9 protein-coding genes and 1 pseudogene are annotated in these 18905 nt (G+C 58.9%); 9 read left to right on the top strand and 1 reads right to left on the bottom strand.

Annotation, left to right across the window (positions count from 1 at the left end):
* Nucleotides 1-577 precede the first annotated feature (577 nt).
* From ACWGXE_RS13235 to glgB, 9 genes are all read left to right on the top strand, one after another.
* Nucleotides 578-4219, top strand: coding sequence for a DEAD/DEAH box helicase (locus ACWGXE_RS13235; protein WP_447598234.1), 3642 nt, complete (start codon nt 578-580; stop codon nt 4217-4219).
* A 320-nt stretch (nt 4220-4539) separates the two neighbouring features.
* The gene (locus ACWGXE_RS13230) at nt 4540-5217 is read left to right on the top strand and encodes a DUF5752 family protein (protein ID WP_447598233.1); all 678 of its coding nucleotides are present in this window, start codon (nt 4540-4542) and stop codon (nt 5215-5217) included.
* A gap of 43 nt (nt 5218-5260) precedes the next feature.
* Nucleotides 5261-6937, top strand: coding sequence for a maltose alpha-D-glucosyltransferase (gene treS, locus ACWGXE_RS13225; protein WP_447603741.1), 1677 nt, complete (start codon nt 5261-5263; stop codon nt 6935-6937).
* Nucleotides 6938-6978: 41 nt separating this feature from the next.
* Nucleotides 6979-8178, top strand: coding sequence for a glycosyltransferase (locus ACWGXE_RS13220; RefSeq protein ID WP_447598232.1), 1200 nt, complete (start codon nt 6979-6981; stop codon nt 8176-8178).
* A gap of 176 nt (nt 8179-8354) precedes the next feature.
* Nucleotides 8355-9626, top strand: a complete 1272-nt coding sequence (locus ACWGXE_RS13215; RefSeq protein ID WP_447598231.1) for a glycosyltransferase — start codon at nt 8355-8357, stop codon at nt 9624-9626.
* A complete protein-coding gene (locus ACWGXE_RS13210; protein ID WP_447598229.1) occupies nt 9619-10323 on the top strand; it encodes a mechanosensitive ion channel family protein in 705 nt (234 codons plus the stop codon). The genes ACWGXE_RS13215 and ACWGXE_RS13210 overlap by 8 nt, the downstream gene beginning before the upstream one ends.
* Nucleotides 10324-10674: 351 nt before the next feature.
* Nucleotides 10675-12657, top strand: coding sequence for an alpha-1,4-glucan--maltose-1-phosphate maltosyltransferase (locus tag ACWGXE_RS13205; protein ID WP_447603739.1), 1983 nt, complete (start codon nt 10675-10677; stop codon nt 12655-12657).
* Nucleotides 12658-12817: 160 nt separating this feature from the next.
* On the top strand, nt 12818-14437 hold the full coding sequence (locus ACWGXE_RS13200; RefSeq protein ID WP_447603738.1) for a putative maltokinase: 1620 nt from the start codon (nt 12818-12820) through the stop codon (nt 14435-14437).
* Nucleotides 14438-14557: 120 nt separating this feature from the next.
* On the top strand, nt 14558-16468 hold the full coding sequence (gene glgB, locus ACWGXE_RS13195; protein WP_447603737.1) for a 1,4-alpha-glucan branching protein GlgB: 1911 nt from the start codon (nt 14558-14560) through the stop codon (nt 16466-16468).
* Here glgB and glgX read toward each other — a convergent pair.
* Nucleotides 16452-18658 (bottom strand): annotated as a pseudogene (glgX, locus tag ACWGXE_RS13190) (glycogen debranching protein GlgX). The gene glgB and the pseudogene glgX sit on opposite strands and share 17 nt — an antisense overlap.
* Nucleotides 18659-18905: the final 247 nt, after the last annotated feature.

Raw genomic sequence — 18905 nt, 5'->3', positions numbered from 1 at the left:
AGAGCATGCGTCTGCTTGCATGGAACTGCCTAACCCGTCATTACAGCCTCGTCTCGCTGTGGGCGATCTCGCTTATCGTTTTGAACCGCCGAATCGGGCGGCTGCCTTTATTTGAGAAACCGGCAGACTATGCGGCATTCGAACAAGTTCTCGCGTAGGTGTATACTCAGACTCGTCTGCGCATCGCCGCTTATTGCTTGATGCCGAATCATTGGCATCTTCTGTTGTGGCCCACGCTACGGCGGCGAGTTGGCGGAGGCCTTGCGGTTGATCACAGTGGCCCATACCTCGATCCTGTCACAGCCGCCCGGCAGCTACCCCTTGCATACCATTGAGAATGATAGAATCCCAGGCTTGTTCAATGTTTCGCTCTGCATAAGCCAATTGCAATAATCCGGCATTGCTGCCTTTCCAGGGCTCTCGATCCGCACTGCTTCTATTCAGGTCGGATCCGATTAAATGGATACCGAAGTGTCCCCACCTGAACCGCCACGAATCATTCGAGCCGAACATGTACCGTCACGGCGATGTTATGCTGGTTGAGGACCTTCAGCCATCCCGTTATAGTGACTCGCCGATGGCCAAAAAGAAGAAGACGGGAACTGCCGGCGGCGACATCTCGACCGATTTCAGAGAACTTCCATCACGCGCCGCCGAATCTCCTGCACTCCTCAACGCCTTGCGGGCTCTTTCGCCAAACGACGTCTATACCATGGCTCCAAAAGAGTCCGTCGTCCGCGGCTACGACTATTACAAGCAACAGCGCCTTCGTCAATACGAGTGGGGTCCCCATTACGATAGCCTCACTGCCTCGGTGCAAGGGCAGGCAAGCCTACCGTACGCCGTGGTATTTTCCTTGGACGAGGGGTTTCTCGCCGCCTCCTGCAACTGTCCGGCTTGGGAACCGGACCGCCTCTGCAAACATATTCTGTGTGCCTGCTTCACGACCAAGAACTTGCTCTCGCCGGATACCTTTCGCATCTCGTGGTTCGCGGGGCCGCATCGCGGCAGGCTTGAGGCCGAGTTGCTTGGCTCTGAGCGCCGGCAGCCTTTCGGCGAAGCGGTCGGCTCCAAGGCCACTGTAGAAATTGTCATCGATGCGCGGCACAACCGGCCGTCGCTTGCGTTTCGGCGCGATGGGATCAAGGTGAATTGGTCTTCAAGCTTGAACCCGGCCCAGCGCCTTCCGGCCGAACTGATCCCGTTGCTGCATGCCGCGACGTTCAGGCCGGGCTATGGTGAAGATCCACTGTTGCGGTACCTGCGCCACAATAAGGGCCTCTATCCATTGATTCTGGAAACGGGTCAGGAAACCGTTCCACTCCGATGGAACCCTTCGGCCAGATGCCTGTGCAAGACCGCGCTGGATGCGACTGAGGACCGGATCACGATCAGAGCGGTCTGCTTGGCGGGCGGCATCGAAGTGAAGCGCTTCGTGCATTTCCAGTCCTTTGTGGCCGACCTGGACAGCGGACGCTTGATGCACCTGGAGGACAAGCAGGGGTGGACTCCATGGCTCGCGATTCACCGATGTCTCGCTGCCGGCAATTACCGTCTTTTAGATGATGAGATCGTAGACTATGGCGTTCGGCATGTCCTGTTGCCGGACCCGTCCGTCGTGAGGCACCGGGAGATCCGGAGCGACAAGATGGCGATGAGCCTCTCGTTGGGTGAATTCCAGACCGCGCAGATTGACATCATTCTGCATCAAGTGAACAATATTGAGCGCGATATCATTCTGACAGTGGACGGCCGACCGCAGTCGAGCCTCCGGCGAAATTTTGCTTCAGAGGACGAACGGCCGGTGCACCGGCTGGTTCTGATTCCTCCTCCGTCTCCCGATCCGACTTCCAAAACCACACCGAATGTCCCGTACAGACTGCGGGCCGAGTACCGGTCGAGGGATCGCGCTACGGCGCCTAGCGCCTCTGTCTTCGGAGTTTTTCCCTATCTGGAACAATCGGGCACCCTGTCCGCCCCGCTGCGAGCCAGGAAGCGGAAGACCATTCTCTACGAAACTTTCTTCAGTCTCTTGTCCGCCGTCGGCCCGCAGGAGCTCGACCGGCGTATCAAGAATGCGTTGCATTCGAATGAGTTCCGCTCGCGCTCGGTCATGAGCGAGGCTCAATGGATTCTCCGGAACGCCCTAGCGGCCTTTGGACGTCAAGACGTCCGTCTTGGGTTCAATGCGGGACGTTGGGAGCTGCGGCCGGTCGACAAAGCCCGCGAGGCCTTGCTGTATCGGATTCCCGGCGAGGTGTTCGGTCCGGTGATTTTTCGCGGGATGCAGCGCTGCGACGAAATGGCCGTCGACCCAGCGGTTCTCTTTCAACGACTACCGGAATTGTTGGAGAAGCTGACGGCGGCCGGCATCCAACTGCTCTATTGCGACAAGCCGGTCCAGATCTCCCGGTGGGACTGTACCTTAGATGTGGAACGGGGTGCGTCGGACGGCACCGGGATCGATTGGTTCGAAATCCGCCCGGAGATCCGTTGCGATGGCGTGGCGCTGGACGAAGCAGAGTGGCGGTCGGCTCTCCGACAGGGCGGACTGGTGAAGACGGAATCCGGCCTTCGCGTGCTGGATCACTCCACATTGGAACGCTTGCGCGCGATCATCGACATCACCTCACAGAGCGAAGCCGGCCATGAGTCGGCGCGCATCGTCGTCGTGCCCAGGCTGCAAATTCTTGATTGGCTGGCGTTGCGCGAGCAAGGAATCGCGGTTTCTCTGCCGGTGGAAGACGAGGCGGTGCTCGCCCGACTGCTGGAATTTAAGCGGATCACCGCGCCGCCGCTCCCGCGTGGCGTGAACGCGACGCTCGGGCCCTATCAGCGAGATGGTTACGGCTGGCTCGCATTTCTCTATGAACACCGGTTCGGTGCCTGCCTGGCCGATGACATGGGGTTGGGCAAGACGCTCCAGGCGATTTGCCTGTTGGCCGCCATCGAGGAAGGACTGATCCGGCCTTCCGCTGAGGTGAAAGGCCCGCATCTCGTCGTGGCGCCTACGAGCCTGTTGTTCAACTGGGAGCAGGAGCTGGCGCGCTTCGCTCCCGGATTGAGGCTCCGCGTCTTCCGCGGCGGTGAGCAAACTTTCGACGTTGAAGATGGAGAAGTCATCCTCACGACCTATGGACTCGTTCGCCGGCACATCGACGCATTGGAGCGAACGGCGTTTCACGTTGTTCTGTTCGATGAAGCGCAAGCGGTCAAAAACATCTATGCGGATACGACGGGCGCAGTTCGCCGTCTCAAGCGTCACTTCACCATCGGCCTGACCGGCACGCCGATCGAAAACCATCTCGGCGAATATTTCTCCGTGATCGATCTGTGCCTGCCCGGGCTTCTCGGTGAGTATGATCGGTTCAAGACGGAGGTGAAACGTCTTCAGAACGGAGCGCTGGACCGGCTGCTTCGCCGGACGCGGCCCTTTATACTGAGGAGGACCAAGACTCAGATCCTCCATGACTTGCCGCCGAAGATTGAGAGTGAGATGTTCCTCGACTTGACTGATCGGCAAAAGGCGCTCTATGGCCAGACGGTCGATCACGTCCGCTCCACCATCGACGAGGCATACCGGACACGCACGCCGGGTCAGGCGCAGTTCATCGCCCTGACGGCCATTCTCAAACTGCGCCAGATCTGTCTCTCGCCGCGCCTGTTGACGAAACGAGACGAAGAGTCCTCGCCCAAGCTGAGCTTTTTAATGGAGAAACTGCCGGTGTTGTTGGATGAGGGGCACAGCGCGCTGGTCTTCTCCCAATTCACCACGTTTCTGGACCTGGTGCAGGACGCATGCGACCGGCATGCCATTCCATACCACCGGCTGGACGGATCCACGGCGCCGACCGCGCGTAAGGTCCGAGTGAGAAAGTTTCAGGCTGCCGACAAGCCGAGCGTGTTTCTGTTGAGCCTCAAAGCGGGAGGCCAGGGGCTGAATCTGACCAGGGCGACGTACGTCTTTCATTTGGATCCTTGGTGGAATCCGGCGGTGGAGAATCAAGCTTCCGATCGGGCACATCGCATCGGGCAGCAACGGACCGTCTCCATCGTGCGGCTGCTCATGCGCCACAGCATCGAAGAGAAGATGATCGCGCTGAAGCAGCGGAAGCTTGATCTGTATGAAGCGGTCATGCGCGGAACGGTACGCGGCGCCGGACAGGGGGTGCTGACGAGAGCCGACTTCGATTTCTTGTTGTCGCCGGGGTCTGGATAGCGGTGCCGTAAGTTCACATGCGCTTCGCGCTGTCCCTTCTTCAGTCGTTCAGGTGGATCGGTTGTAGGTTAGTCTGGCCCGGCTCCATTTGCATGCACCGCCGCGATTGATTTCTTCTCTCATGCATGCCATCTTTGGGTCGGACGTGAGGCGGCGGGCTGCTGTCCAGACGGTTCTCCTTCCGTGGAGTGCCTCGGCCGATTCGAGTCACACCGGAAGAGGCGGACTATCTCGAAGAACGGACTGTCTCGTTGTGGAACACCAGGGGTTGAAACCATGCGAAGGCAGGACACCCTCAAGACAAAGGATTCTACAAACCTATGAGTGAACGGGCCGGTCATAAGGTCGCGGAATCACCTTTCACCTTCATCGGATGCAGCGAGTTGCAAGAGATGCTCGGGCGTCAGGCGGATGATGAGAAAGAACTGGCAGAAATCGTCGAAGAGGTGCCGCTCGACTCAATCCACTTTCATACCCACAGTTATTTTCTTCGCCATCGCTTCATTGAGCGGGCCTATCCCAACGATTTTGCCCAATGGGTGGTGACGCAGATGGGCGACCATGTGCTGGGCGAGCGGCTTGCCGTCATCGATCCGTTCGACTATCCGAATCTGGAGGATTTGCGGGAAGAAATTATTTCGATCATCGATGATCATTTGTCCCGCATGTCAATCATTCCGCGCGTGGTCTTCGGCGAGCCCTTTCACTTCAAGCGGTCCCGCATCCTTGAAGTGCCGATCGGCTTGGAAGCCCGCTCGCTGCCGGAATTTCGCAAAGCGGTGGCCGAAGTCGACGTGAGCGCGATTTATTTTCACATGTTCGAAGCCCATTTCAGGCTGGGGCGTGAAGAAAGCGACTTTTCGTCGTGGATCAGATTGAGCCTTGGATTATTGGATCTGGCGGACTGCATCAGGTCGATCAATCCCTATCTCGGCAGTCTCGAACGCCTGCGGTCGAGTTTGATTACGGCCTGCGACGAATTCCTCGCGCGCGCATGAGAACCACCATGAGAGAGCACCACTTCAAGAGAACGCCGGCATGCTGAACGAAGATCCCCTCTGGTACAAGGATGCCGTGTTCTACGAATTGCACGTCCGCGCGTTCTACGACAGCAACGACGACGGTGTGGGTGACTTTGCCGGGCTGATCGAAAAGCTGGACTATCTCGAATGGTTGGGCGTCGATTGTCTCTGGCTATTGCCCTTCTATCCGTCTCCGCTGCGTGACGACGGGTACGACGTGTCCGATTTCCGGAACATCGCTCCGTCCTATGGGTCCACGGAGACATTCCGGCGGCTCCTCGATGAGGCACACCAGCGCGGCATGCGCGTGATCGCCGACCTCGTGCTGAACCATACGTCGGATCAGCATGCCTGGTTTCAAGAGTCCCGCCGGTCGGCTCAAAGTCCCATGCGCGACTACTATGTCTGGAGCGACACCGATCAGAAGTATGCCAAGGCGCGCATCATCTTCGTGGACACCGAAAAGTCCAATTGGACCTGGGATACCGAGGCGAAGGCCTACTATTGGCACCGGTTTTTCAGCCATCAACCGGATCTCAATTACGATAACCCGGCGGTCCGGCAGGAAATGGTGAACGTGATGGAGTTCTGGCTCGATCATGGGCTGGATGGGTTTCGGTGCGATGCGGTGCCCTATCTGTTCGAGCGCGAGGGGACGATCTGTGAAAACCTGCCTGAAACCCATACCTATCTGAAGGATATCCGGAAGCGGATCGACGAGCGATACAGCACCAGGATTCTCTTGGCGGAGGCCAATCAGTGGCCGAGCGATGTGCGTCCCTATTTCGGGAACGGCGATGAATTTCACATGGCCTTCCATTTCCCGCTCATGCCGCGCCTGTTCATGGGCTTGCGGAGCGAGGATCGGCGGCCGATTCTGGATATGTTCAAACATACACCGGCGATCCCGCCGAATTGCCAATGGTGCCTGTTCCTTCGGAATCATGACGAACTGACCTTGGAGATGTGCACGGGCGAAGAACGCGATTACATGTACTATGCCTATGCGCGCGACCCTCAGGCACGCCGCAACATCGGCATCGCGCGCCGCCTCGCGCCGCTTCTCGAGAATGACCGGCGGAAGATCGAGCTGCTCACCAGCATCGTCTTTACCCTGCCGGGGACCCCCATCATCTATTACGGCGACGAGATCGGCATGGGGGACAATATCCATTTGGGAGACCGCAACGGCGTGCGGACGCCGATGCACTGGACCGCGGACCGGAACGCCGGGTTTTCCAAGGCGGACCCCGCGAAACTGTTTCTGCCTCTGGTCACCGATCCTGTCTACGGCTATCAATCGATCAACGTGGACACGCAAAAGCAGACGCCGCATTCTCTGCTGCATTGGACGCGCCGGATGATCGCCACGCGCAAGCGGCACAAGGTCTTTGGGCGGGGGACGCTGGAGTTTTTGACGCCGTCGAACGAAAAGATCCTGGCGTACCTGCGGACTTACGAAGAGCAGACGGTTCTCCTGGTGCACAATCTCGCGGAGTCGGCGCAGGCCGTGGAGCTGAATCTCAGCCGATTCAAAGGCATCGTGCCGATCGAGTTGTTCGGCGATTCGCGCTTTCCCCAGATCGGCGACCATCCCTATGTGCTCAGCCTCGGCCCCTACGGATCTTATTGGTTCAGTTTGCCGGCGGCCCGGTCCTGGGACAGCACCTATAACATTGAATGGAGCGCCATTTGACACCGGCAGACAAGGGCGGTCCGGCAGAGGAAGACCTTGCGATGAGCACCGCCCTGGACGAATACCATGAAGTGTCGCCGAAGGGGACGGTGGACTTCTTATACCGTCTGAGCGACTTGGTGAAGGGCCGGAGCATGGTGCATGTCAATGCGGTCCGCTACGGCGGGGGCCCGGCCGAGCTGTTGCGGCGATTGGTCCCAATGATGACGGCGCTGGGCATTGAAGCCCGCTGGGAAGTGATCGCCGGCACGCAGGAATATTTTGCGGTGGTCAAACGGTTGACCAACGCCTTGCAGGGGAGAGACGAGAGAATCACCGAGGAGATGTACCAGACCTTCCGGGACATCAATGAGCAGAACGCCAAGGCGCTGAACTTGGAAGCGGACATGGTGATGATCCACGATCATCATCCGGTCGGGATGGTGGAGTATCGGACCCGTGGTTCCTGGTTGTGGCGTTGCAATCTGGATCTGGCGCAGCCGCAGCGGCGCGCCTGGACGCTGCTCAGGCGGTATGTCTTGAAATATGATGCGGCCATCTTCTCCTTGTCGGACTTTGCCCAGCGGTTGCCGATTCCGAAATTTCTGATCTACCCCTCGATCGATCCGTTGAGTCCGAAGAACCGGGAGATGACCCGATCGGAGATCAACCAGATCGTCGATCGCCTGGGCATTCCGCGAACCAAGCCGACGTTGCTGCAAGTCGCCAAATTCGAGCGGTTCAAAGATCCGCTCGGCGCGATTCAAGCCTATCGAATCGTCAAGAAACATCACGATTGCCAATTGGTGCTGGCCGGGTCCGGGGTCCTGCATGATCCGGAAGGAGAAGCGGTGCTCGCGGAACTGCGCGAGGCGGCCGGCCGGGATCCGGACATTTATTTGATCCAATTGCCGCCGGAGGCGGACCTGGAAATCAACGCGCTGCAACGGACCGCCACCATCGTCCTGCAAAAGTCGATCAAGGAAGGGTTCGGCGTGACGGTCTCGGAGGCCATGTGGAAAGGCAAGCCGGTGGTGGGCGGAACGGCGGGAGGCATTGCGACGCAGATCATCGACGAAGTGACGGGCTACGTCGTGCATTCGGTGGAAGGCGCCGGATTCCGCATGCGCCATTTGCTGAACAACCCGGGATTGATCACGCGTATGGGCGCCGCGGCGCGCGAGCATGTGCGCCGGAATTTCCTGATCACCAGGCAACTGGCGGACTATCTCACCCTGTTGAAGATCATGCCGCCGCAGTGACGCGAGGCGAATTCTGAGAAATGCTCTCGGGCTTGAGCCGGGATCCTGATTCAGACGCAAGGCGCTGAGTTGTGAGTTATGAATTGTGGAAACAGCGAGATACGTGTCACGGGACGAGCGGCGATTGATATGCAGGCACCAGTATCGTGCCGCCGGGACGGGTGCCGAGGTCGGCAATGACGGACGAACCGGTTCCGGGCGAGCCATCCGAACAGACCGTGACCAAGCCGGCCGTGACGGCGGAGGTCGTGGTGGGGGTCCTGACCCTCAACAATGCGGGCACGATCGAGCATGTGGTGAAAGGCGTGCTCGAGGGACTCCGGCAGTTTTTCTCGGATGCGTCGGCGATGATCGTCAACTGCGATGCGGGGTCGCAGGACGGCACGGTGGAGATGATCGAACGTCTCGCCGCGGGTCAGGTTCCTCTGCGCCTCATCCCCGCCGCCGCCGGGCGCTTCGCGAGCATCGCAACGGATTCCGGCCTGTCTGGGCGCGAAGAAGACGTCCGCCGTCTGTGTGAAACGGCGCAACAGGTTCAGGCGAAAGTCTGTCTCATCGTGGAGGGCAATCTCCGATCATTCACGCCCCGGTGGATCGAATTGCTCGGGCGGCCTATTTATCAGGATGAGATGGATTATGTGGTGCCGCTGTTCCGGCGGCACCGCTACGAAGGCACGCTGGTCACCAATCTGCTGTATCCCCTGATGCGCGCGCTGTATGGTAAGCGGCTGCGGTATCCGAGCGGCGGGGGGTATGGCCTTTCCGGCAGGCTGGCCCGCGAACTTACCAAAAAGCCGTTCTGGTCCCAAGATGCGACGCGCATCAGCCTGGACGGGTGGCTGACCACCGTGGCCCTCGCCGAGGAGTATCAGGTCTGTCACGCGTTTCTCGGGGCGAAGGATCAGGACCTGAAGTTGGGCTCGACGGATCTGGCCAATGTGCTCGCGCCCGCTGTGGGATCTATTTTTCATTCGATGGAAGATTACGAGTCGGCCTGGGAGCAGACGCATGCTCCCGTCGATGTGCCGCTCTACGGAGTCATCGAGTACGCGCCGCTCACCGGGCCGGTTCACATCGCGCGAATGGTAAGCGGGGTAAGACAGGGCATTCGAGATCTGTTGCCTCTCTGGGAAGTCATCTTGTCGCCGGAGACCTTAGGCAGTATCTTGGCAATCGGGATCCAGGAATCGGATGAATTTCATTTCCCGCCCGATCTCTGGGTGCAGGTCGTCTATGAATTTGCCCTCGCCTATCATGATCAAGTCCTGCACCGTGAGCATATCTTGAAATCGTTGACCCCGCTGTATCTCGGACGGACTGCTTCGTTCGTCCTCGACACCCAGCACGGCGACACTCAGCAAGTGGAGACGGCCGTCGAGTCGCTGTGCCTGCGTTTCGAAGCCATGAAGCCTTATCTGAGGGACCGATGGAGGTGGCGTGATGAGTGATCTCTGGCGTGACACGATGGTGGCCGGGTTCCGTGACACGATTATGCAAATCCTTCTGGTGTTGCCCAGGCTGTTGGCGCTGCTCACCTTTCTGGCGCTGGGATTGGTGTTCGCCTGGCTGGTCAAGTCCTTGACCGTGCGTCTGCTGGCCGCCTTCCGATTCGACCGGATCTGCGAGCGATTCGGCATGAACAAGCCGCTGGCGCAGGCCGGGATCAAGCAACCGGTCTCCGTGGTCGTGAGCCGCGTGTTGTTTTGGATGGTCTTCCTTCTGTTCGCCTTCATGGGAGTGGACGCCGTCAATCTGCCGGCGACGGCGAATCTGATCAGCCAGATTGTGAGTTTTCTGCCGAATGTTCTGGCTGCGTCGCTGGTGCTGCTGATCGGGGTCCTGTCCGCGAATTTCTTTGCGGAGGCGGCGCTGATTGCGGCGGTCAACGCGCAACTGCAGGAAGCCCGTATCGTGGCGAGCCTCGTCCGGTGGGGCATCTTATTGTTCACGTTCGCGATGGTGCTCACCCAGTTGGGCATCGCGAAAGAAATCGTGATCTCCGCGTTTTCCATCACCTTCGGCGGCGTCGTGTTTGCGCTGGCGCTGGCCATCGGCCTGGGGGCGAGACATCTCATGAAGGATGCGATCGAGCGGCGCTTGGGGAGGCATAAGGAGGAAAAGTTTGACGAGCTGTCGCATCTGTAGGTCCGAATGCATTCTTCCCAGTTCGTGGCGGCAGGAGAGTTAAGCGCCCCGCACCTCTCGGATCGGCCCCATCGAGCCGTGTCGTGCGGAAGCTTTCCGAAATGCCGTGGCTGACGGCGCCGTGGGCGACCTCAGTGCCGTGGTCAGTTTCGGCTTTCCGGTGAAGCCTGCGTCTGAACTCTTCTGCCGCGCCGATACAAAGGGCTTGTTCAACGATGCGAATCCTGGCTACATGCTGAGATGGCCGACATCATGAAAGGTAAGCGGCAGACAAAAACAGCAAACAAAGAAGCGCCGGTTCCGACCCAGGAGAAAAGAAGCCGGCCGGTTTCCGGCGGAGCTATTTCAGGCATGGAAGGCCGCCGCCGCGTGGTCATTGAACATGTCCGCCCGGAAATCGACGCGGGCCGGTTCCCGATCAAACGAATCGTCGGTGAGTCCGTCGTGGTCGAGGCGGATGTCTTTGCCGACGGCCACGATGAGATTGCCGGCGCGCTCCGATACCGTCGAGGACCGACGGAGACTTGGACCGACGTGCCGCTCGTGTTCGTGGAGAATGATCGATGGCGAGCGTCATTCGAGGTGACGGAACAAGGACTCTACTACTATACCGTCGCGGCGTGGGTGGACCATTTTCAGTCCTGGCAGCGGGACATGCGGAAACGGATCACGGCCGGTCAGGACGTGACGGTGGACCTGATGATCGGCAGAGATCTCGTCAAGGCGGCGGGACAGCACGCCGCGGACAACGATGCCGGCCGGCTTGCCACCCTCGCCTCCGCACTGGAAAACCCCGAGGATCGGGAACGGGCTCTGGAGATCGCGCTCGGGCCGGAACTTACGGGTCTCATGGCGGCCTATGCGGAACGGCCTTGGCCCACCCAGTATGATCGCGAGTTGGCGGTCGTCGTCGATCGGGACAAGGCGGGGTTCAGTTCCTGGTACGAGCTGTTTCCCCGATCCTGCACGAATGATCCTGCGCGCCACGGGACGTTCCAGGATTGTGAAGCCCGCCTGCCGTATGTCGCGGAGATGGGCTTCGACGTGCTCTATTTGCCGCCGATTCATCCGATCGGCATGAAATTCCGCAAAGGCAAGAATAATCAGCCCGACGGGGGGCCGGACGCCATCGGGAGTCCCTGGGCGATCGGAGCGGAAGAGGGAGGGCACGACGCAATTCATCCGGCGTTGGGCTCTGCAGAGGACTTGAGGCGGCTGATCGGAAAAGCCAGGGAGCAAGGAATGGAAGTGGCGCTGGATCTGGCCTTTCAATGTTCCCCCGACCATCCCTACGTGAAGCGGCATCCCGAATGGTTTGTGCAACGTCCCGACGGCACGATCCAATATGCCGAGAATCCTCCGAAAAAGTATCAGGACATTTACCCGCTGAACTTCGAGACCGCGGAATGGGAAGCCCTGTGGCTGGAGCTCAAAGGCGTCGTGCTGCACTGGATCGGGGAGGGCGTGCGCATTTTTCGCGTTGATAACCCCCATACCAAGCCGTTCCCGTTTTGGCATTGGCTGATTGGACAGGTGAAACGCGATCATCCGGACGTGTTGTTCCTGGCCGAAGCCTTCACTCGTCCCAAGGTGATGTACCGCTTGGCCAAGTTGGGTTTCACACAGTCGTACACCTATTTCGCCTGGCGCCAGACGAAAGCAGACCTGATGCAGTACTTCACGGAACTGACACAGACGGAGGTGCGCGAATTCTTCCGGCCTAATCTCTGGCCGAATACGCCGGATATCCTGACTGACCAGTTGCAGCACGGAGGCCGTCCCGCCTTCATGTCCCGGCTGGTGCTCGCCGCCACGCTCGGCGCGAATTACGGCATTTACGGACCCGCGTTTGAGCTACTCGAACATCAACCGCAGAAACCCGGCAGCGAAGAATATCTGAACTCGGAAAAGTATGAGATCAGGCATTGGGAACTCGATCGGCCGGACAGCCTGCGGGAATTCATCGGTCGGGTGAATCGGATTCGCCGCGACCATCCTGCCGTGCGGAATGATCGGAGCCTGACCTTTCATCATGTGGACAATGAAGAATTGATCGCCTACAGCAAGCGCTCGCCGGATGGAGAGGACATCGTGCTCGTTGTGGTCAATCTCAGCCCGCATTACGTGCATTCTGGGTGGGTCGAGTTGAATCTCGAAGCCATGGGGATCGAGCCGGATCGGCCGTTTCAGGTCGAGGACTTGTTGACGGAGGCCTATTATCCCTGGCAGGGATCGAGAAACTACGTGCAGATCGATCCCCATTCCGTTCCGGCGCATATCTTCGTGGTCCGGCGTCATGTACGGAGCGAACAAGACTTCGACTACTTCATGTAGGCGGCGGGCGTCCGAAGTACGGTGTGTGCTTTCGTGATGTGGTGATGTTGGGAAGACCGGACTTCACCCGATTACCACATCACCAATCGTACGTGAGCGTGACGGCCCATGATCGGCTCATTGTCGTTATGGAATAGAAGGGGAAGGCACATTGTTGACCGTGAAAGATCATTGGGAACGTATATTCGAACGCGATGCGGTCGGCGCGCTGGAAGCGCGCCTTCCGTCGGCCCTGGTCGCCGCGCGATGGTTTGGCGGCAAGGCGAGAACCATCACCTCTACTCGGATCAAGGAAACCATTCCGATCCGCATGGAAGGCGGGAAGATGGTGCTGGTGTTGATCGACGTGTCCTATGCGGACGACGCTCGTGAGACATATGTCATGCTGTTGTCCGCCTCGTTCGATGAACGGGCCGAGACCGTTGCACGCCGGTATCCCGATGCGGTCCTCACGGACTTGAACGTCGTTGAACAGACCGGGGAACGTCGCGGCATCCTCCATGATGCGCTTTCGGACCCAGCCTGCGCCCGCTCCCTGCTTCTTACCATCCAAGAGGGGACACGGTTTGAGACCGAGGGGGGCTCGCTCATCGCCTCTACGGTCGGGGGTTTTTCGCGATCGATATCGGAGGCGGCATCGGAGGAGCCTTCGGTCATGAAGGGGGAACAAAGCAATACGTCCGTGAAATTCGGCGCGCGGGCGATCTTGAAACTGTACCGCCGCTTTGAAGAAGGGATCAATCCGGATTTGGACGTGGGGCGGGTTCTGACGATGCGCGGGTTTGCTCACAGTCCGGCGCTGCTCGGCTCGTTGGAATACAGCAGGCCGGCGCACGAAGCGTCCACGGTCGCGCTGGTCCAAGCATTTATCGAGAATCAAGGGGACGCCTGGCAATATACGTTGCGCGAGTTGGAGCGGGACCTCGACTCCGTTCCGGAAACACGCGCATCGAGTGGTGAACCGGCCAAGAAGGCAGGCTCTCAAGCGTATATGGATCTGGCCGAAACGTTGGGGCGGCGCACAGCCGATTTACATCTCGTGTTGGGGCAGGAGACGGACGATCCGGACTTTGCGCCGGCGCCCTGTACGCCCGGCTATTGGCGCGCGCTGCGTGCTCGAATGGAACGTTCCATTGAAAGCTCACTCATATTACTTCGCCGGCGACTCTCCGACCTCGGCTCCGTCGAGCGGCGTCAAGCGGCGCTCGTGTTTGAACTGGAGCGGCAGCTATTGTCCCGGGTCGGAGTGCTGACGGACCGGCATCTCGATGCCCGGCGTATCCGATGTCATGGGGATTATCATTTGGGTCAGGTCTTGTATACCGGTGTGGATTTCGTGATTATTGATTTTGAGGGAGAACCGGCGAGACCGCTGGCCGAGCGGCGGGCCAAGCATGTTCCCATCGTGGATGTGGCGGGCATGATTCGATCGTTCGATTATGCGGCCTACGCGGCGCTTCAACGACAAGGAGAGCGACATCACAAGCACGGGCAACGAACGGAACTGGAACTATGGGCTCGGCGCTGGTCTCAATCGGCGGCCGATGCCTTTCTCTCGGGATATGCAGCGGTCGCCGCAGACGCGCCGTTTTGGCCGCCGGCAGCGGATGAGCGAGCCATGTTGTTGGAGGCCCATCTCATCGAAAAGGCCTGTTACGAATTGAGTTATGAACTCAATAACCGGCCAAGCTGGTCCGGGATTCCGTTGCAGGGACTCCTTCGACTTTGTGATGTGGGTAATGAGGCGTCTTCGTTGAGAGGCAGCAGTTGGGAAGGATGAATGGAATGACGAATGGGAAATGAGGAGTGAGGAATGAGGAATTAGAAATGAGAAATGGGAAGCAGGAATGACAATCGGCAATCACGAATGAGGGAAGCCGTGACGACACAGCAGGGAGCCATGATGGCAGTTGAGGAACCGACGAGGCTGACGAAAGAGGATCTGTATCTGTTCAATGAAGGATCGCTCGTCAACCTCTATGACAAACTCGGCGCGCATCCGGGGCGCGTGGGCGGCCGGGATGGGACGTTTTTTGCGGTCTGGGCGCCGGATGCGGAGCACGTGTCCGTCGTCGGTACCTTCAATGAGTGGAACCAGGAATCTCACCGGCTGTCACCTCGCGGAAACAGCGGTATTTGGGAAGGCTTCGTGCCGGGTATCGGGGTCGGCACCCTGTACAAGTATCACATCCGCTCTCGCCATCTTGGCTACCGGGTCAATAAGACCGATCCGTTATCGTTTTTTAACGAGATTCCGCCCAAGACCGCGTCGATTGTCTGGGACCTGGCTTATCAATGGAACGATGCGGATTGGATGAAGGGGCGGAAGGGGAATAATGCCCTCACTGCGCCGATGGCCATCTATGAGATGCATGTCGGCTCCTGGCGGCGTGTCGCGGCGGAAGGCCATCGTTCGCTAAGCTATAGGGAAATGGCGCAGCCGCTGGCGGACTATGTCGGGCGCATGGGTTTCACCCATGTGGAATTCCTGCCGATCATGGATCATCCCTTTTTCGGCTCCTGGGGCTATCAGACGACCGGATTTTTCGCGCCGTCCGGCAATTACGGGACGCCGCAGGACCTCATGTATTTGATCGACGTTCTTCACCAGCACGGTATCGGCGTGATCTTCGATTGGGTTCCGTCGCATTTCCCCACCGATGAACATGGACCGGGCTATTTCGACGGCACGCACCTGTACGAACATGCCGATCCGAGGCAAGGCTTCCATCCGGACTGGAATACGTTCGTCTTCAACTATGGCCGAAACGAAGTCCGCAGCTTCCTGATCAGCAGCGCCTTGTTCTGGCTCGACAAATATCACGCGGACGGCTTGCGGGTCGATGCGGTGGCCTCGATGTTGTATCTCGATTATTCCCGCAAAGAAGGCCAATGGATTCCAAATCAATACGGCGGCCGGGAAAATCTCGACGCCATCTCGTTTCTCCGGCGATTCAATGAGGAAGTGTACCGTCACTATCCCGACGTCCAGACGACGGCCGAGGAATCGACGGCCTGGCCCCTGGTCTCCCGTCCCACGTATGTCGGCGGATTGGGCTTCGGCCTCAAGTGGGATATGGGCTGGATGCATGACACGCTCAAGTATATGGAGCTCGATCCGATCTACCGGCGGTATCATCATCACAACTTGACGTTCCGCATGTTGTACGCGTTCCATGAAAACTTCGTGTTGCCGCTCTCGCATGATGAGGTCGTCTACGGCAAACGCTCGCTGCTGGAAAAAATGCCGGGGGACGATAGGCAAAAATTCGCCAATCTCCGGGTCTTGTTCGGCTATATGTACGCTCAGGCGGCCAAAAAATTGATTTTCATGGGCGGCGAGTTCGGACAGCGGTCGGAATGGGCGCATGACGGCGAACTGGAATGGTTTCAGCTCCAGCACGAGACTCATCTCGGCGTGCAACGATGGGTGGCGGATTTGAACCGGGTCTATCGGTCGGAAGTGGCCTTGCACGAAGACGATCTGAATCCGTCCGGTATCGAATGGATCGATTGCAATGATGCCGACTCGAGCGTGATCAGCCTGATCCGGAAGGGCCATTCGACGCAGGATATCATCCTCGCGGTCTGCAATTTCACTCCGACGCCCCGTCCGAACTATCGGGTGGGAGCACCGCGCGGGGGATACTGGCAGGAAATCTTAAACAGCGATTCCGCCTGGTATGGAGGAGGCGATTGGGGCAACGGCGGCGGTGTCCATGCCGTGCCCGTTCCGCTCCACGCACGCACTCATTCTCTGACCATCACCGTTCCGGCCCTGGCGGCCGTGTTCTTCAAGAGCCAGGGGTAGCCTCTAGAACCAGCGCGGGGGAGCCGGTTTGGGCCGGCGGTTTGGCCCGCAAGACCACGAGTGAGCGTCCCCTGACCTCGTACTGATCGTTTTCCTTGATTCTGATTGCTTTAGCCGCGGGATCAGCCGTGTCGATTTGTCGCTCCCATTCCCGGTTCTCGCCACGGGAAGGGAGCGTGAACCGAACCGGTTCATGGTGTGCATTGACCAGCAGGACGATGGAATCACCGATAATCGGTTCGCCTCGTTCATCGACGTCCCCGATCAGATCGCCGGGCAAACGAACGCCCAAGCACTGTGCAAAGCCGGAGTTCCAGGCTTCATCGGACATTTCTTCGCCGGTGGGCTGGAACCATGAGATGTCCGGCACGTCGGCGCCTTCGATGTGGCGACCCCGGAAGAATTTTCTTCGCTGGAAGACCGGCTGTGTCCGCCGGAATCCGATCAGCGTTCGAACGAAATCCATGAACTCTCGCTGCTCGTCCGTGATATTCCAGTTCAACCAGGTGAGGTCGTTGTCCTGGCAGTAAGCATTGTTGGTACCTCGTTGCGTGTGGCCGAACTCGTCGCCGGCGAGGATCATCGGCACGCCGGCGGACAGGAGGAGGGTCGCCATGAAGTTGCACTTCTGTTGGGCGCGCAGCGCATTGATCGCCGGATCATCGGTCGGGCCTTCGGCCCCGCAGTTCCAGCTGTGGTTGTCGTTGGCGCCGTCCTGGTTGTTCTCACCGTTGGCCTCGTTGTGCTTTTCGTTGTAGCTGACCAGATCGTGCAAGGTGAAGCCGTCGTGACAGGTGACGAAACTGATGCTGGCGTACGGCTTGCGCCCGTCGTCATTGTAGAGATCGCTGCTGCCGCTCAAGCGGGTGGCCAAATCGGGAAGAAGTCCGCCGTCGCCTTTCCAGAACCGCCGGACGTTGTCCCGATAGATGCCGTTCCATTCGCTCCACAACACGGGGAAGTTCCCGACTTGATAGCCTCCCGATCCCACGTCCCAGGGTTCGGCTATCAATTTCACCTGGCAGAGGACCGGATCTTGATGAATGATGTCGAAGAAGGCGCCGAGCCGATCGACCTCGTAAAGCTCGCGGGCCAAGGTGCTCGCCAGATCGAATCGGAATCCGTCGACGTGCATGTCCGTCACCCAGTAGCGGAGACTGTCCATGATGAGTTGGAGCACGCGGGGATGCCGACGTTCAGTGAGTTGCCGGTGCCGGTATAGTCCATGTAGTAGCGGCGATCGGCTTCCGTGAGCTTATAGTAAGCGCTGTTGTCGATGCCGCGCATGGAAAGCGTCGGCCCCAAGTGATTCCCTTCGGCGGTGTGGTTGTACACGACGTCCAGGATTACCTCGATACCGGCCTCGTGCAGCGCCGCCACCATCATTTTGAACTGCTGGACCGCGTTCTGCTGAATATGCTTCGCAGCGTATCGGCTGGCCGGCGCAAAATAGCCCAGCGTGTTATAACCCCAATAGTTGGTGAGCCCGTGCTCCACCAAGTGGCGGTCATTCAGAAAGTAGTGGACCGGCTCCAACTCGACGGCCGTGATTCCCAGTCCGGCCAGGTGTTTGAGTACCGATTCTGACGCCAGCCCCGCGTAGGTGACTCGAAGTTCCTCGGGAAGAGCCGGGTGCAATTGTGTAAACCCTTTTACATGCAGCTCATATACGATCGTCTTGTGCCACGGTGTGCGGGGATGGCGGTCGCTTCCCCATGTAAAAGCCGGATCGACCACCATGGCGAGCGCAGCATAGGCGGCGCTGTCCCGGTCGTCGAATGAGAGATCACCTCCTTGATCGCCCAAGCAGTAAGCAAAGACCTCGTCCGCCCACTTCACATCGCGGCCGATGGCGCGGGCGTAGGGATCCAACAGCAATTTATTCGGATTGAACCGATGTCCCTGCTGCGGCTCATAAGGCCCGTGAACCCGATAGCCGTATAATTGGCCCGGCCGGACTTCGGGCAGATACGCATGCCACACATGATCCGTATATTCCGTGAATCGTATGCGCTGCGATTCTCGTGAAGCGTCGGGCGAGTCGAACAGGCACAGTTCCACCCCGGTCGCGTGCTCCGAGAACAGCGCGAAGTTGACGCCTTTGCCGTCCCAGGTGGCCCCCAAAGGATACGGAGATCCGGGCCACTGCTTCAAAGATTTGCCTGTATCGTCCATTGCGAGTCCTTTCATCCGTTACGGCAGCGGTGTCTGGCCGTGACCTTTTTGCGCGTGCGGCGTCGCCGGCAGTTTCGACATCGTGTTGTTCTTCTAGAGGTGGAAGCACGACCGGCAGTCCGAGCCAGTCCATCCATAACCCCGCGGCTGCCATCGCGCGATTCCTTTTTCCATATGAGCTCGGACAGCGAGCGGCTTGAATGGGGCTTGTCGTCGCAACCGCCGGATCCGTGGCCATGGCGTAATAATTATCTTCATGTCG

The sequence above is a fragment of the Nitrospira sp. Nam80 genome (genome assembly GCF_965152575.1).
This window is presented reverse-complemented; position numbering and strand designations above follow the sequence as displayed.

Bases quoted from the DNA above. Each gene is read 5' to 3' on its own strand.
- ACWGXE_RS13235 (WP_447598234.1), top strand. From the start codon at position 578: ATGGCCAAAAAGAAGAAGACGGGAACTGCCGGCGGCGACATCTCGACC.
- ACWGXE_RS13215 (WP_447598231.1), top strand. From the start codon at position 8,355: ATGACGGACGAACCGGTTCCGGGCGAGCCATCCGAACAGACCGTGACC.
- ACWGXE_RS13220 (WP_447598232.1), top strand. From the start codon at position 6,979: ATGAGCACCGCCCTGGACGAATACCATGAAGTGTCGCCGAAGGGGACG.
- ACWGXE_RS13205 (WP_447603739.1), top strand. From the start codon at position 10,675: ATGGAAGGCCGCCGCCGCGTGGTCATTGAACATGTCCGCCCGGAAATC.
- ACWGXE_RS13210 (WP_447598229.1), top strand. From the start codon at position 9,619: ATGAGTGATCTCTGGCGTGACACGATGGTGGCCGGGTTCCGTGACACG.
- glgB (WP_447603737.1), top strand. From the start codon at position 14,558: ATGATGGCAGTTGAGGAACCGACGAGGCTGACGAAAGAGGATCTGTAT.
- ACWGXE_RS13230 (WP_447598233.1), top strand. From the start codon at position 4,540: ATGAGTGAACGGGCCGGTCATAAGGTCGCGGAATCACCTTTCACCTTC.